At 36.1% G+C, this 14,581-nt stretch carries 13 protein-coding genes; 8 read left to right on the top strand and 5 right to left on the bottom strand.

Annotated elements, in window-relative coordinates:
• Window positions 1-126: 126 nt before the first annotated feature.
• The 8 genes from miaB (at window position 127) to NHF50_RS09780 (ending at window position 9,231) form a co-directional block, all read left to right on the top strand.
• Complete coding sequence (miaB, locus tag NHF50_RS09815) at window positions 127-1,575, top strand: tRNA (N6-isopentenyl adenosine(37)-C2)-methylthiotransferase MiaB (protein ID WP_252776119.1); 1,449 nt, start codon at window positions 127-129, stop codon at window positions 1,573-1,575.
• Between the two features lie 89 nt (window positions 1,576-1,664).
• On the top strand, window positions 1,665-2,933 hold the full coding sequence (locus tag NHF50_RS09810; protein ID WP_252776116.1) for a sigma-54-dependent Fis family transcriptional regulator: 1,269 nt from the start codon (window positions 1,665-1,667) through the stop codon (window positions 2,931-2,933).
• 1 nt (window position 2,934) lies between these two features.
• Complete coding sequence (locus tag NHF50_RS09805) at window positions 2,935-3,447, top strand: LptE family protein (protein ID WP_109569510.1); 513 nt, start codon at window positions 2,935-2,937, stop codon at window positions 3,445-3,447.
• 12 nt (window positions 3,448-3,459) lie between these two features.
• Entirely contained in the window at window positions 3,460-4,326 is an 867-nt protein-coding gene (locus NHF50_RS09800) for a tetratricopeptide repeat protein (RefSeq protein ID WP_252776114.1), read from the top strand.
• A gap of 2 nt (window positions 4,327-4,328) precedes the next feature.
• A complete protein-coding gene (gene secG / locus NHF50_RS09795) occupies window positions 4,329-4,682 on the top strand; it encodes a preprotein translocase subunit SecG (RefSeq protein WP_109569509.1) in 354 nt (117 codons plus the stop codon).
• Between the two features lie 142 nt (window positions 4,683-4,824).
• Window positions 4,825-5,100 carry a co-chaperone GroES gene (groES, locus tag NHF50_RS09790; RefSeq protein WP_109569508.1) on the top strand — a complete coding sequence of 92 codons (276 nt, stop codon included), beginning with the start codon at window positions 4,825-4,827 and terminating at the stop codon, window positions 5,098-5,100.
• Between the two features lie 44 nt (window positions 5,101-5,144).
• A complete protein-coding gene (gene groL / locus NHF50_RS09785; RefSeq protein ID WP_252776113.1) occupies window positions 5,145-6,773 on the top strand; it encodes a chaperonin GroEL in 1,629 nt (542 codons plus the stop codon).
• A 124-nt stretch (window positions 6,774-6,897) separates the two neighbouring features.
• Complete coding sequence (locus NHF50_RS09780) at window positions 6,898-9,231, top strand: hypothetical protein (RefSeq protein WP_252776110.1); 2,334 nt, start codon at window positions 6,898-6,900, stop codon at window positions 9,229-9,231.
• Between the two features lie 39 nt (window positions 9,232-9,270).
• On the opposite strand, the gene NHF50_RS09775 is transcribed toward NHF50_RS09780, so the two are convergent.
• Genes NHF50_RS09775 through NHF50_RS09755 form a run of 5 tightly spaced genes read right to left on the bottom strand, consistent with a single transcriptional unit; the run spans window position 9,271 to window position 14,569 of the window.
• Window positions 9,271-9,615 (bottom strand): heavy-metal-associated domain-containing protein, encoded by a 345-nt coding sequence (locus tag NHF50_RS09775; RefSeq protein ID WP_109569505.1) that lies wholly within the window; start codon window positions 9,613-9,615, stop codon window positions 9,271-9,273.
• Between the two features lie 20 nt (window positions 9,616-9,635).
• Window positions 9,636-11,873, bottom strand: a complete 2,238-nt coding sequence (locus NHF50_RS09770) for a TonB-dependent receptor (protein ID WP_252776108.1) — start codon at window positions 11,871-11,873, stop codon at window positions 9,636-9,638.
• 56 nt (window positions 11,874-11,929) lie between these two features.
• Window positions 11,930-12,337, bottom strand: a complete 408-nt coding sequence (locus NHF50_RS09765) for a hypothetical protein (protein ID WP_252776105.1) — start codon at window positions 12,335-12,337, stop codon at window positions 11,930-11,932.
• 42 nt (window positions 12,338-12,379) lie between these two features.
• The gene (locus NHF50_RS09760) at window positions 12,380-13,735 is read right to left on the bottom strand and encodes an MBL fold metallo-hydrolase RNA specificity domain-containing protein (RefSeq protein WP_252776102.1); all 1,356 of its coding nucleotides are present in this window, start codon (window positions 13,733-13,735) and stop codon (window positions 12,380-12,382) included.
• 3 nt (window positions 13,736-13,738) lie between these two features.
• On the bottom strand, window positions 13,739-14,569 hold the full coding sequence (locus tag NHF50_RS09755) for an ATP cone domain-containing protein (RefSeq protein ID WP_252776100.1): 831 nt from the start codon (window positions 14,567-14,569) through the stop codon (window positions 13,739-13,741).
• Between the last annotated feature and the right edge of the window lie 12 nt (window positions 14,570-14,581).

Here is a 14,581-nt window from a genome sequence, read left to right as displayed (position 1 = left end):
TTTTTTTAAATTTTTCGGCTATTGTCGTTTTTATAACAAATAAATCGTTAAAGATAATATGACATCTTGTCATATTATAGAATTTAGTATTATCTTTGCCCATTAAACGTTTTGGGATTTTTATAAATGGAAAAGATTATTGAAGAAAACAAACAAGGAACAAGCCTTGTTAAAGAACAAAAGGAAGGCAATGCTAAAAAACTTTTCATAGAAAGTTATGGTTGTCAAATGAATTTTTCGGATAGTGAAATCGTTGCCTCTATCTTGGCTAACGAAGGCTATAATACTACTCAAAACCTTGAAGAAGCCGATTTAGTTTTAGTAAACACTTGTTCGATCAGAGATAAAGCAGAACAAACCGTTCGTAAACGTCTGGAACAATATAATGCCGTTAAAAAGATCAACCCATCCATGAAAGTAGGGGTTCTCGGTTGTATGGCAGAACGTTTAAAAGACAAATTCCTTGAAGAAGAAAAGATCGTGGACATGGTGGTAGGTCCCGATGCCTACAAAGATATTCCGAACCTTCTAAAAGAAGTGGAAGAAGGTCGTGACGCCATCAATGTAATCCTTTCAAAAGAAGAAACTTACGGAGACGTTCAACCGGTTCGTTTAAGCAGCAACGGAGTATCTGCCTTTGTATCTATTACCCGCGGATGCGACAACATGTGTACTTTTTGTGTGGTTCCGTTCACACGAGGAAGAGAACGTAGCCGGGATCCGCAAAGTATCGTAGAGGAAATTCAGGATCTTTGGAACAGAGGATTCAAAGAGATCACACTGTTAGGGCAAAATGTTGACAGCTATTTATGGTATGGCGGAGGTCTAAAAAAAGATTTTGACAAAGCAAGCGAAATACAAAAAGCTACAGCAGTTGATTTTGCGCAATTATTAGACCAATGCGCCTCTCAGTTTCCTAAAATGCGTTTCCGTTTTTCAACATCTAATCCGCAGGATATGCACGTGGAAGTTATTGAAGTGATGGCAAAACACCATAATATATGTAAATACATCCACTTACCGGTTCAATCAGGAAGCACTCGTATCTTAAAAGAAATGAACCGCCAGCATACTCGTGAAGAGTATATGGCTCTGGTTGATAAAATTTATGAATTGATCCCGGATATTTCTTTATCTCAGGATATGATCGCCGGATTCCCGACCGAAACTGAAGAAGATCATCAAGATACCTTGTCTTTAATGGAACACATAAGATACGATTTCGGATTTATGTTTGCCTACTCAGAACGACCGGGAACTTTAGCCGCAAGAAAAATGGAAGATGATGTACCTGAAGAAGTTAAAAAACGTCGTTTAAATGAGATTATAGATTTACAACAACGCATTGCTTTAGAAAGAACTCAGCGATTTGTAGGGCAAACCGTTGAAGTTTTAGTTGAAAAAGACTCCAAACGTTCCGACAAACATTGGAGCGGCAGGAACTCTCAAAATACAGTCGTGGTTTTCCCAAAAGAAGAGTATAAACCGGGTGATTTTGTAATGGTTAAAATTTCAGATTGTACAACCGCTACATTAATCGGTGAAGCCATCGGGTATTCTGAAAAAATGCAATAATATTTAGTCGAAAGATTAAAGTTTTAAAGTCGAAAGAAATTCTTTTTTGAGTTTAAAACTTTTGACTTTTGACTTTCAGACTTAAAAAAATGGAGAGCATTCAAAATATAAAACAACGCTTCGAAATCATTGGTAACGATCCGAAATTAAATCGTGCACTTGAAAAGGCCATTCAGGTAGCACCAACAGATATTTCTGTTTTGGTTACCGGTGAAAGTGGTGTTGGTAAAGAAAGTATTCCCAAAATAATTCATGCACTTTCACACCGAAAACACGGCAAATACATTGCTGTAAACTGTGGCGCTATTCCGGAAGGAACTATTGACAGTGAGCTTTTCGGTCATGAAAAAGGTTCATTTACCGGAGCTACTTCCACTCGTGAAGGTTATTTTGAAGTCGCAGACGGCGGAACTATTTTCTTAGATGAAGTGGGAGAATTACCCTTAACCACTCAGGTTCGTTTGCTGCGCGTTTTAGAAAACGGCGAATTTATCAAAGTGGGATCTTCACAAGTACAGAAAACCAATGTTCGTATTGTGGCTGCCACTAATGTAAATATGCAAGAAGCTATTTCCAAAGGCAAATTCCGCGAAGACTTATATTATCGTTTAAGTACCGTGGAAATCCACTTACCTCCCTTGCGTGAGCGCAAAGATGATATTCACATCCTGTTTCGGAAATTTGCCGCTGATTTTGCTCAAAAATATAAAATGCCACCTATTCGGCTTTCGGAAGAAGCTATACAATACCTGATCCGCTATCGCTGGAGCGGAAACATTCGTCAACTGAGAAATATTGCCGAACAGATTTCCGTTTTGGAAACCAACCGCGATATTTCCGCAGCTACTTTACAAGCGTATCTCCCTGCTGAAGGAAACAATCTTCCTTCAATTGTAAACAATACCAAATCGGAAAGTGACTTCAGTAACGAAAGGGAAATTTTGTATAAAGTACTTTTTGATATGAAAGCCGACCTGAATGACCTGAAAAAATTAACTTTGGAACTCATGCAGAACGGAAGTGCTAAAGTTCAGGAAAACAATAAAAACCTGATCCAACGCATTTACGGTCAAAAAGAAGAGGACATTATTTTTGAACAACAGCCGGAAACGGAAATTATCCCTGTAAAAGAAAACAACGTCATTGCTCCGGAAGGATACCGTCACGAAGACCTTGATGATGACCAATATATTTTTGAAGATGCCATTGAGGAAGAAACCTTGAGTTTAGAGGCCAAAGAAATTGAGTTGATCAAAAAAGCATTGGAACGCAACCGAGGCAAACGCAAGGCTGCCGCTGATGAACTCGGAATCTCTGAAAGGACATTATACCGAAAAATTAAACAATACGATTTATAAAATGATCTCAAAGCTAAAATACAGTTTTTTAATCCTTAGTATCACCCTGCTGTTTACAGGATGTAGTGTAAACTATAATCTTACCGGAACAGGTAAAATCGACGCCGAAACATTTCAGGTCAATTATTTTCAGAATTCAGCTGATCTGATCGAACCCGGAATTGAAAGAACATTCACACTTCGTCTACAGGATCTGATCCAGAACCAGACGAACCTGAATTTAGTAAATCACGACGGAGATTTAGTATATGAAGGAGAAATTGTAGAATACCGCATTTCCCCTATGTCAGCAACGGCAGACCAGCTTGCTGCTCAAAACCGTTTAACTATAAGTGTTTTGGTTCGTTTTACCAATAAAAAACACGAAGATGATGATTTTGAAAAACGGTTTTCATTCTATCATGATTACCCGGCTTCCGAACAAATGGTAGGAAGTAGGTTAACAACGGCTTTAGACGAAATTTACGAACGGATCACACAAGATATTTTCAACGCTTCCTTAGCAAAATGGTAAAATCAAATTCTATTGAACACTAACGATTTAACATATCTATTAAACAAGCCAGAAGCTATTAATGATGTACAAACCGCATCATTAGAATCCGTTTTACAACAATTTCCGTACTTTCAGGCAGCCAGAGCCTTATATATAAAAGGGCTTTACAACAATCAGAGCTTCAGATACAATTACGAACTGAAAAAAGCAGCCGCTTATACAACGGATAGAAGTATCTTATTTCATTTCATTACTTCTGACGGTTTTCATACACTTCAAAAACAACATATCGAAGAACAACAAACGGCTCTTGAAGAGATTGATGTTACGGAAAGTGAATGGATAGCTCCCGAAAACCTTTCGGAAACCCCGAAAAGTCAGACCGACATTCCACAAGCAGAAGAAATAGAAACCCCGATTACTGAACATGCTTTAAAAACGGATGTTGCGCCGAATGAAAATACAGAAGCTTCTCCGGAAGAGCTATTAGAAATAGGCAAACCTTTCAACTTCAATTCAAGTGAAAAACACTCTTTTAACGAATGGCTCCAGCTTACCAGAATTGCTCCTATTGAAAGAAATGAAACTGAAAAAGAGCCTGAAATTGACAGTGAACGAAACAAAAAATTCGATTTGATCGATAAATTTATTGAAACAAACCCTAAAATAGTTCCTTCAAAAGAAAGCCAGTCCAACGCCGTAAATATCAGCAAAAGCCTTGAAGAACCTACACATTTGATGACCGAAACATTGGCGCAGATATACTTAGAACAAAAAAAATATCAACGTGCCATACAAGCTTATGAAATTTTAATTTTGAAATATCCAGAAAAAAGTAGTTTCTTTGCAGACCGAATTAATAGTATAAAAAAATTACAACAAAATAATAATAACTAATTATGTTTACAGGATTTTTAATTGCAATCACAATTGTTTGTTTTTTATTGATTTTAGCCATTATGGTTCAAAACCCTAAAGGAGGCGGATTATCTTCTACATTCGGAGGTTCTCAACAATTAGGTGGTGTTCAGAAAACAACTGACTTTTTAGACAAAAGTACCTGGACCTTAGGAGGGATCTTAATTGCATTGATCTTATTATCTTCAATAGCATTTAACAACAGTGCTTCAGGTTCAAAAGTATTAGGAGATGACGAAGTGACTATTCCTCAAACTGAAATCCCGGCTACTCCGGAAGCTCAACAACAAGCTATTGAACAAGCTCCTGCTGCAACAGAGGACGCTGCAAAATAATTGCTGTAAAATACTATCATTAAAATGCCAGCCTGTCAGTGCTGGCATTTTTATTTTCAGCAAAAATGTCAGGAAAAGCATTTGGCATAATTTCTGAAAAGATTTTGACCGTAAAATTTAACATTAAAAAACTAGATAAATTATGTCATTAAACATTAAACCTATTTCAGATCGCGTAGTAATTGAGCCAATGGCTGCAGAAACTACAACGGCTTCAGGGATCATTATTCCTGACACTGCAAAAGAAAAACCTCAAAAAGGAACTGTAGTTGCCGTAGGTAACGGTAAAAAAGACCACACGATGACCGTTAAAGTAGGCGACACTGTACTTTATGGCAAATATTCAGGTACCGAGTTCAAGTACGAAGGTAAAGATTACCTGATTATGCGTGAAGATGAAATTTACGCTATCTTATAAAAAAACAAACAACTTTTAAACCTTAAAATTTAAATAAAAAGAAAATGGCAAAAGATATTAAATTCGACATTGAAGCTCGCGACGGTTTAAAACGCGGTGTAGATGCTTTAGCAAATGCTGTTAAAGTAACTTTAGGACCAAAAGGTAGAAATGTTATTATCTCTAAATCATTCGGAGGCCCTACAGTAACCAAAGATGGTGTTTCCGTAGCAAAAGAAATCGAATTACAAGACCCGTTAGAGAACATGGGTGCTCAAATGGTTAAAGAAGTAGCATCAAAAACTAATGATTTAGCCGGAGACGGTACTACAACTGCAACAGTTTTAGCACAAGCAATTGTTAAAGAAGGACTTAAAAACGTTGCTGCCGGAGCAAATCCGATGGATCTAAAACGGGGTATTGACAAAGCGGTTGAAGCCTTAGTAGCAGACTTAGGTAAACAGGCTCAGGAAGTGGGTGATTCTTCTGAAAAGATCAAACAAGTAGCTTCTATTTCTGCCAATAATGACGATACTATCGGCGAATTGATCGCAACTGCTTTTACAAAAGTAGGTAAGGAAGGGGTTATTACCGTTGAAGAAGCTAAAGGTACGGATACTTACGTAGACGTTGTTGAAGGGATGCAGTTTGACAGAGGTTACCTTTCTCCTTACTTCGTAACCAATGCTGATAAGATGGTTGCCGAACTAGACAATCCTTATATTTTACTATACGATAAAAAGATCTCTAACTTACAGGAATTACTTCCTATTTTAGAGCCTGTTGCTCAATCAAGTCGCCCGCTATTGATCATTGCTGAAGATGTAGACGGACAAGCTTTAGCTACTTTAGTAGTTAATAAATTAAGAGGCGGATTAAAAATTGCTGCTGTTAAAGCTCCGGGGTTCGGTGACAGAAGAAAAGCAATGTTAGAAGATATTGCCATCTTAACCGGAGGTACTGTAATTGCTGAAGAAAGCGGATTCACTCTTGAAAATGCTACTTTAGCTATGTTAGGAACGGCTGAAACGGTTACTATCGATAAAGACAACACAACTATTGTAAACGGTAACGGCGATGCTGAAAACATTAAAGCTCGTGTAAACCAGATCAAAGCTCAGATCGAAACTACGACTTCTGACTATGACAGAGAAAAACTTCAAGAGCGTTTGGCTAAATTAGCCGGAGGTGTAGCTGTATTATATGTTGGTGCAGCCTCTGAAGTAGAAATGAAAGAGAAAAAAGATCGTGTTGATGATGCTTTACACGCTACAAGAGCTGCTGTTGAAGAAGGAATTGTTGCCGGAGGTGGTGTAGCTTTAGTAAGAGCTAAAAATGTATTAACCGATGTGCAAGCTGTTAATGCTGACGAAACTACAGGTATCCAAATCGTAAACAGAGCTATCGAAGCTCCTTTGAGAACAATTGTTGAAAACGCCGGTGGTGAAGGTTCTGTTGTTATTTCAAAAGTATTGGAAGGTAAAGCTGATTTTGGTTTCAATGCTAAAACCGGAGAATATGTTGAAATGTTGAAGGCAGGGATCATTGACCCTAAAAAAGTAACTCGTGTAGCTCTTGAAAATGCGGCTTCTGTTGCCGGAATGATCTTAACTACCGAGTGCGCTTTGATCGATATTAAAGAAGAAGCTCCTGCAGTGCCTCCTATGGGTGGCGGAATGCCGGGAATGATGTAATGACATTCTTCTTACAAGAACAAATTAAAAGCTGCCTGTCAATTCGGGCAGCTTTTTTTGTATTTGACTAAAAAAGAATTTGATTTATTTGTATTTTTCCTACATTTGAAAAAAAAACAGGAATATGTTTCGAAAAATTTTTCTCTTAACCTTCTTACTATCAATAGCTTTAAAGGCTCAGAATATGGGCGAAATTGACCGTAAATTTCAGAACTATTTTAAACTTGACAGAGAAAATATTTATTTACACCTCAACAAGAACACTTATTTTTCTAATGAAACTGTATGGTTTAAAGGCTATATTTTAGACAAAAAGACTAACAAATTGAATCCTTTAACCACCAATGTTTATATCACTCTTTATAATCAAGATAAAAACGAAATAAAAAACCAACTTTTCTATGCTTCAAACGGGATTACTTCAGGGCAAATTAAATTAGATAAAAGCCTCCCTTCAGGAAAATACTTTCTGCATATTTATACCAATTACATGAACAACTTCATTGAAGATGAATCTACCATTGAAGAGTTTGAAATAATCAACATTGAAGACACACCTCTCGATCTTCATTCTGAACCGGAACATCTTAATTTTGAAATAACTCCCGAAGGAGGAAAACTATTATTTGAAAGTGATAATACAGTTGTTGTCAAAATAACAGACTGCCAAAACAAAGGAGTCAAACTTTCCGCCGATGTTACAGACGATTCCGGCAATACCATTACAAGCTTTTATACAAATCAAGAAGGATACGGGAAATTTGATTTACTCAATACTAAAAACACAACCTATTCCATAAAGACAAGTGTTGCTAACCAAACTTTTTCACATGATTTACCTCCTGTGACTATTGAAGGCGTTAATTTATCGGCACTCACCTTTATCAAACAAGATAATGTATTGCTTACTTTAAAAACCAATGCCAATACCTTAACTAAAATAAAAGAAGAAAATTTAAAACTTATCATAGAAAAATATGATTCTATAAAGTTCTTAGACATCCGTTTTGACAACCTGACCAAAAAAGATTTTTTCCTCGAACAAAAAGAATTCTTTAACGGGTTAAATACTTTAAGATTATTAAACTCAAAAAATGAATCCATCGCTGAAAGATTGATCTTTATAAAAAAAGATCCAAACAAAATTGAAATCCGAAATACTGTTAAAAACAACGACAGTATAAGAGTAAAAGGATTGTTGAAGAATAATATCGGGATTATGAGCATCAGCATTCTTCCTAACTCCAATATAAGCCAAAATTCTATCATTAATCATTTAGCCTTTGAGAATGTAACTAAAGAAAAATTAAATAATACACATTATTATTTCGAAAATTTTGATCGAAAAAAACAATACGAACTCGACCTTTATTTGATGGGCTGTAAATCGAAATACAATTGGAATTCAATACTGAACGACACTATTGTACAGAAATACGATTATGAATTCGGTATTGATATTACCGGAAAAATAAACCAAAATATCCCGAATAAAGAAAAACTACAATTAAAACTATACACTCAAGGAAGTCTTAATTTAGGAACCAACATAGAAACCGACAACTCGTTCTATTTTAAAAACTTACTATTAGAAGATTCCGTTTATTGTCATTTTTCTCTTTTAAAGAACAATACTAATTTAAAAAAGCTCAGCGTAGTTACTACTTTAAAGAATAACAACAGTAAGTTTTTAAAACCTGTTCTTATAAAGAAAAACTCCTGTCAAAGTACTTTCTATGAGAAAAAGCAGGATGAATATGTTAATCTATTTCCTAAAACAGGAAAAATAATTGAACTGGATAGTATACAATTAGTTTCAGAAAAAAAAGAGAAGCTTATCTACGGAAATACAAGATACCAGAATAATTATGCCCGAGCATTCAAAATAAATGAAACAGACAGGCAAACATACAATGATGTCTTATCTTTTATATCATTTAACGGATTCGATGTCAGTGTATCAGGCATAAATGTTATTATCAATGCCAGAGCGTCCAAATCAGTTTTAGGATCCCGAACCCCAATTGTTTACTTAGACAATACTCCTATAACTGATTTCAGTTTACTTTTAGGCATGTCATTAAGACAGGTAGATGAGATTTATATTAACAGAACAGGATTTGGTGAAGGAATGAACGGTTCCAACGGAAGCATACGCATTTACACCCGAATAACTTATGACAAAGAATCTAACCCAACAATTAAATCAAGTAAAATTCAGATCAAAAAAGGGTTTCAAAAAGATATTCCTTTCAAAAACATTGAGTACCAAGATTACGACCATGATTCATTTAAAAAATACGGTGTAGTTGATTGGAAAAATAACATTTACACCAATGAAACAGGTGAATTTGAATTTTCTTTTCCTCATTTTGATCTAAAAGAATTCTATCTCGACATACAAGGTCTTGACGGTTCCGGTAATTTTTTCCATGAAGTACTTCCTGTTAAGCTCTAAAATAAAAAACCGATTAGAAATCTAATCGGTTTTATTTTTTTATAATCGTTCGTATTGGCAACAAGAATGCAAACGCTCATAATCTTCATTACTAGCTTTAAAGTTTTCAGTATCGTGACCGGCTTTAGCAATTGCTTGTTGTACTTCTTCAACTGAACATTTATTTTCATCAATGATCAGATGAATATCGTGATGATCAACATGCCACTGTGCACTTTTTACTCCTTTAACAGAAAAAGCAGCCTTTTCTATACGTTTTTTACACATTTCACAATTCCCGTTAACTTTAAATTCAACTTGTTTATTCTTACTTTTCTTTTCTTGCCCCATCATTCCTGTAGATGCCAAAAAACTTAAAAAGAATACTAACATTACTTTTTTCATACCTACTATAATTTTGAAATTTATTTAATTTTAAATCGCAATCCTGCATAATACATTTGCCCGAAAACAGGCCCGTAGATCATACTGCTGTCAAAATATGACCCAAAAGGATCATTTGCCGCCACTATGGCATTATTTTGTTTGTAATTTCCAATATTTTCACCTCCCACATACATTTCAAAAGTACTTGAAAAAGTTCGGGTAATCTGAGCATTTATAACTGCAAAATCCGGAGCATACACTCCTAAACGATATTCTTGCGGATTAGATACTGTAGCAGGCAAACGTTGCTCTCCAAGCCAGTTATAGGTCACATCGAACTTCCACTGTTTTCCTTTTTCCTTAATATGCGTCTCATAAGCTACATTAGCAAAAAAACGATGCTTGGCTTGTAGTGGCTTTTGTTTTTGTCCTGTCAGATATTGACTTTGTACATCATAATATTTATAGGCCATTTTAATATTGAAATGAGTGAACGGAGTTACACTCCATTCCGCCTGAAAAGAATTAGCAAAGCTTTTTCCTTCTAAATTATGAAACAGAACGTATTGCGGACTATAATCCACATCTACCACGACCTGATTTTCAAAATCAGTCCGGTAGTAATCCACAACCAGTTCAGAATCCATACCTAAAAAGGTAAAGGACTGGATAATGCTTAAACCATAGTTCCATGCAATTTCAGGATCTAAACCATATAATTTACCATTGGCGTTTAAAATACCGAAAGCTCTTGAAGAAGCAAAAAGTTGTTGGTTCTCTGCAAAAATATTAGCTGCTCTTTTACCTCTTCCTGCAGAAACTCTTATTACTGCATCTTTCCATGGGTTATAACGGATGTGCAAACGCGGTGTTATGAAAGTCCCCAACCGATTGTGATTATCGACCCGAATTCCGGCAACTGCGCTGAAATTATCTAAATTATCGAATGTATATTCAAAGAATACTCCCGCTGAATTGTCAATTCTGGAAAAATCTTCAGTAAAATTAACAGCTACACCCTCTTTATAAGCATCATACGTAAAATTAACTCCGGTAGTAAACTTATTTTTAGTATTGTTTATAATGGAACTGAACAATAGATTAGAATAATAACTTTGCTGATGAATATTATATCTGTTTAAACCAAAATAAGAATCTTGTTTATGGGATTGAAATGAATTCTGAAAACCAAAACTTTGATACGGCATCTCTTTAAAAACATAACCTGTTTTGTTAGCTATCTCTATTTTTTCAGTATTTACCTCACTTCCCCATGCACTAACCGTTAATCTGTCAATATCCGGATCAAATGTGAGCTGACCGGCTTGTTTTTCATCTTTCATATAACGAACATTCAGAAAACTAACCCATCCTTTTTCAGTATCGTGGAATTGCCACCGATTTAAAATATTAATCTGTTTCCCAATCGGGTTGTCTAAAAATCCGTCATTATTTTTATCATTTTTGATTTGGCGGGTATTACCATGAATAAACAAACTGGAACTTAACTTTTCTGAATACTTTTGATTGAAATGAGTATTCAATTCAAAGCGTCCGCCCATTGCTCCATAGGCATTTAAGAAAAAAGGAATATCGGTTGCAGGTTTAAGCAGTTCATAATTAATCTGACCGGAAATACTTTCATAACCATTACTAACACTACCCGCTCCTTTGGTAATCTGGATACTTTCCACCCAGGTTCCCGGAATAAAAGACAATCCGTACGCCTGTGATGCACCACGAACAGAAGGTATATTTTCTTCCGCTATTACAATATACGGACTGGTTAATCCCAACATCCTGATCTGTCTGTTTCCGGTTACTGCATCAGAAAAATTAACATCGATTGACGGATTAGTGCTAAAACTCTCCGACAAATTACAACAAGCCGCTTTCAGCAGTTCCTTATGCCCCATAGTTTGCATATTGACTGCTTGAAGATATGAATGTTCTGTTGTCTTTTTAATTTTGGAAACCGTTACTTCCTCTAAATTGGTCATTTCTTTTAAAACGACAGTTACAAAGTCAGTTGTAACCGCAACTTTTTGAGTTTGAAACCCGATATAGCTCACTACCAGATCTTGTGTTTCACTTACTCTTTTAAGCGTAAAGCTCCCTTCTGTATCAGTAGTAACACCTACCGACGTATTAAACCAAAATACATTGGCTCCTAAAAGGGGTTGGTTATTTTCGTCTACTACTTTTCCTTTAATTTCAGTCTGTGACCAACCGGATACTGAGATAAGCAGTAACAAAAACAAGATATTTTTGTACATAAAGAATCATGTTTTAATGTTAGTTAAGAATTTTTAAAAACGAATAACATTAAAACTCAGACATAAAAAAGGTATTGACAATACAACTTATAAAGTGGTGGTGCATGGGAATCACAGTAAAAACAGAACCACTTTTGTTGAACAATCGTTTCTGCAACAGAGAAAAAATCGGGAATACAAACAGTTGAAAGAACAAAAAACGATAATTCCGATTGATGAGACCGGGCTAAAACAGTAGCTGTTTCCTTCTCTGCTTTTACAACTGAATCTGAACAACAGTCTTCATGATCTTTTTGAGCTGCACAACAGTCTTTTTCCTCTATCACACAAGCTTCTTCAACCTGATACCCCAAAGAGACCGAAGCCATTTTATTATGGCAATAATGTACATTTACAGCTAACCCTAAATTAGAGAACAGGATCAGAAACAATAAAACTGCACTTATTACTTTTTTTAGCCTCATCCGGCAAAAGTACTTATTTTTTTATTGCTACTTCACAAAAAATCAAATTTCAATCACTTGCCCTCTACTCGGAACAACTACATGAAAACCATAATGCTCTTCTACTTTTACCCTTAATTCATCAGCAGCTTCATTTTCGCCATGAACCAAAAAAAGCGTTTCCGGTTTTTCTTCCAGATCAGAAAGCCAATTCAACAGATCCGCTTGATCTCCATGAGCCGACAAACCTTCAACAGAAAGAACTGTTGCCTCAACCGGATAATATTTACCATACATTTTTATTTCCTTAGCTCCTTCCAGTAATTTTCGGCCTCTGGTTCCCTCTGCCTGATACCCCACTAAAGCAACTGTAGTTTCCGGTCTTTTTATATAACGTTCCAGATAAGACAACACTCTGCCGCCGGTAACCATTCCGCTGGCAGCAATAACCACTTTAGAACGATCATCATATATTGTTTCAATCGTATCTTTGTAATCAGAGATCAATGTAAACATCCTGCACATTTCCACACATTCTTCCTGATTCAGTTTGTGCCATTTTCTATTATCAATGAACAGTTGCAATACGTCAATCCCCATCGGAGTATCAATAATGTACGGAATATCAGGAATTCTTCCTTGTTTTTTCAATTGCCAGAGCAAATACATCATTGTTTGTACCCGTTCTACCGCAAAACTCGGAATAACAATATTTCCTTTCTTATGATACGTATTATTGATAATCAGTTCCAGGTCAAACATAGGATCTGTTTTAGGATGCAAACGATTTCCGTAAGTGCTTTCCAGAAAAACATAATCAGCCTTTTTAGGTTTTACAGGCGGAAATAGCAGCACATCATCGTCTTGTCCTATATCCCCGGAAAAGACAAATGTTTTCCCTTCAGCAGTCAGAGAAACTGAACAAGCTCCTAAAATGTGTGATGCATAGAAAAATTCAAAATATACGGAATCTGACAAGTAAACTTCTTCATTCGGATCTACAACCTTTAGCATAGGAAATACCTTTTCGGCCTCTTCTACCGTATAAAGCGGTTTAGCGGGATCATGCTTTGAATAATGTTCCTTATTCGCCTTTTCAGCTTCTTCTTCCTGAATCTTGGCACTATCCCACAAAATCAGTTTCGTAATTCCTTTTGTAGGTAATGTACAATAGATCTTTCCTTTAAACCCTTGTCTGACTAATAGTGGTAACCAACCACAATGATCTAAATGTCCATGTGTTAAAATAACACAATCAATAGTTTCCGGCAAAAAAGGCAAAGGCTCCCAATTGAGCTCCCTTAGATTCTTCAATCCCTGAAACAAACCACAATCAATTAATACATTGAGCTCCTCTGTTTCCAATACTGTTTTGGATCCGGTAACCGATCCGGCTCCGCCTAAAAAATGAATCTTCATCTGCTAACGGTTTAAAAGTTGAGTACATTCTTGTTTGACATTTTTCATTCGGCTTTGGCTTAACTTCAAAACAGAAAAAGCCTTCCCGAAATGCATCAGATCATACACCGTCAACACATCCTGCATGAGCAGGATCTCTTTTTCCGCCATCGTCAATGTAGTCAAACATGTTATAGGGTATACATTAAATTTATTGATCCTGTCCCGAAGGCTTTCCCCTTCCGGATAATCCCAACTCATTAAGAACAAACCGACACAATTTGCAAAGTCGAGTGCATCTGTTGTGAACTTATTATTAGTTACCAACCAGCATTTTGAGATCATATCACTTCCTCCCGAAAAAAAATCATACCTCTTTTGGTTCACATCATTGAATCTCGACAAAATATACATCGGCACCTTAACATCGGTCTTTATCTCCTGATTGCTATGGAATTTACATTCCGCCATAGCTACATGGTTGCCATTCTTTATCACCACATCCAATTCATGCGAAATACAACTACCTTCCACAAAAACATTGGTTCGTGCCTGATATCCTTCTAATTCGAATATACGGGCAATGAACTTTTCAAAATAAAACCCTGCGGGTCCCAATGCCTTTATACCCGATTTTAAATTGTAACGGGCTGCAGTAGCTTTTGATCTGTTCTTTAATCGTTGAAAGGCCAATCTGAAAATTTTTCGGGACGAAATGCCCTCATACAATTTAGGCGTGATCTCGTTGATCACTTCTAAAGCTATCTCTCTGGTTGTTCCGGATGCCATTAAGGAACGGATCAGTTTTTCCTGATCAAACTGGACTTCCTCTCCGGAATATTTTTTGATTTTCATTACGTGCGAATA

Source organism: Flavobacterium sp. NRK F10 (assembly GCF_024054235.1).
GTDB classification, from domain to species: Bacteria; Bacteroidota; Bacteroidia; order Flavobacteriales; family Flavobacteriaceae; genus Flavobacterium; species Flavobacterium sediminis.
Note: the sequence above shows the minus strand (reverse complement) of the source record. Positions and strands in the feature narration are given on the sequence as shown.

What these genes read in the sequence shown, in the direction of transcription:
- miaB (WP_252776119.1), top strand. Translation starts at nt 127, where the DNA reads ATGGAAAAGATTATTGAAGAAAACAAACAAGGAACAAGCCTTGTTAAA.
- NHF50_RS09810 (WP_252776116.1), top strand. Translation starts at nt 1,665, where the DNA reads ATGGAGAGCATTCAAAATATAAAACAACGCTTCGAAATCATTGGTAAC.
- NHF50_RS09805 (WP_109569510.1), top strand. Translation starts at nt 2,935, where the DNA reads ATGATCTCAAAGCTAAAATACAGTTTTTTAATCCTTAGTATCACCCTG.
- secG (WP_109569509.1), top strand. Translation starts at nt 4,329, where the DNA reads ATGTTTACAGGATTTTTAATTGCAATCACAATTGTTTGTTTTTTATTG.
- groES (WP_109569508.1), top strand. Translation starts at nt 4,825, where the DNA reads ATGTCATTAAACATTAAACCTATTTCAGATCGCGTAGTAATTGAGCCA.
- groL (WP_252776113.1), top strand. Translation starts at nt 5,145, where the DNA reads ATGGCAAAAGATATTAAATTCGACATTGAAGCTCGCGACGGTTTAAAA.
- NHF50_RS09780 (WP_252776110.1), top strand. Translation starts at nt 6,898, where the DNA reads ATGTTTCGAAAAATTTTTCTCTTAACCTTCTTACTATCAATAGCTTTA.
- NHF50_RS09775 (WP_109569505.1), bottom strand. Translation starts at nt 9,615, where the DNA reads ATGAAAAAAGTAATGTTAGTATTCTTTTTAAGTTTTTTGGCATCTACA.
- NHF50_RS09770 (WP_252776108.1), bottom strand. Translation starts at nt 11,873, where the DNA reads ATGTACAAAAATATCTTGTTTTTGTTACTGCTTATCTCAGTATCCGGT.
- NHF50_RS09765 (WP_252776105.1), bottom strand. Translation starts at nt 12,337, where the DNA reads ATGAGGCTAAAAAAAGTAATAAGTGCAGTTTTATTGTTTCTGATCCTG.
- NHF50_RS09760 (WP_252776102.1), bottom strand. Translation starts at nt 13,735, where the DNA reads ATGAAGATTCATTTTTTAGGCGGAGCCGGATCGGTTACCGGATCCAAA.
- NHF50_RS09755 (WP_252776100.1), bottom strand. Translation starts at nt 14,569, where the DNA reads ATGAAAATCAAAAAATATTCCGGAGAGGAAGTCCAGTTTGATCAGGAA.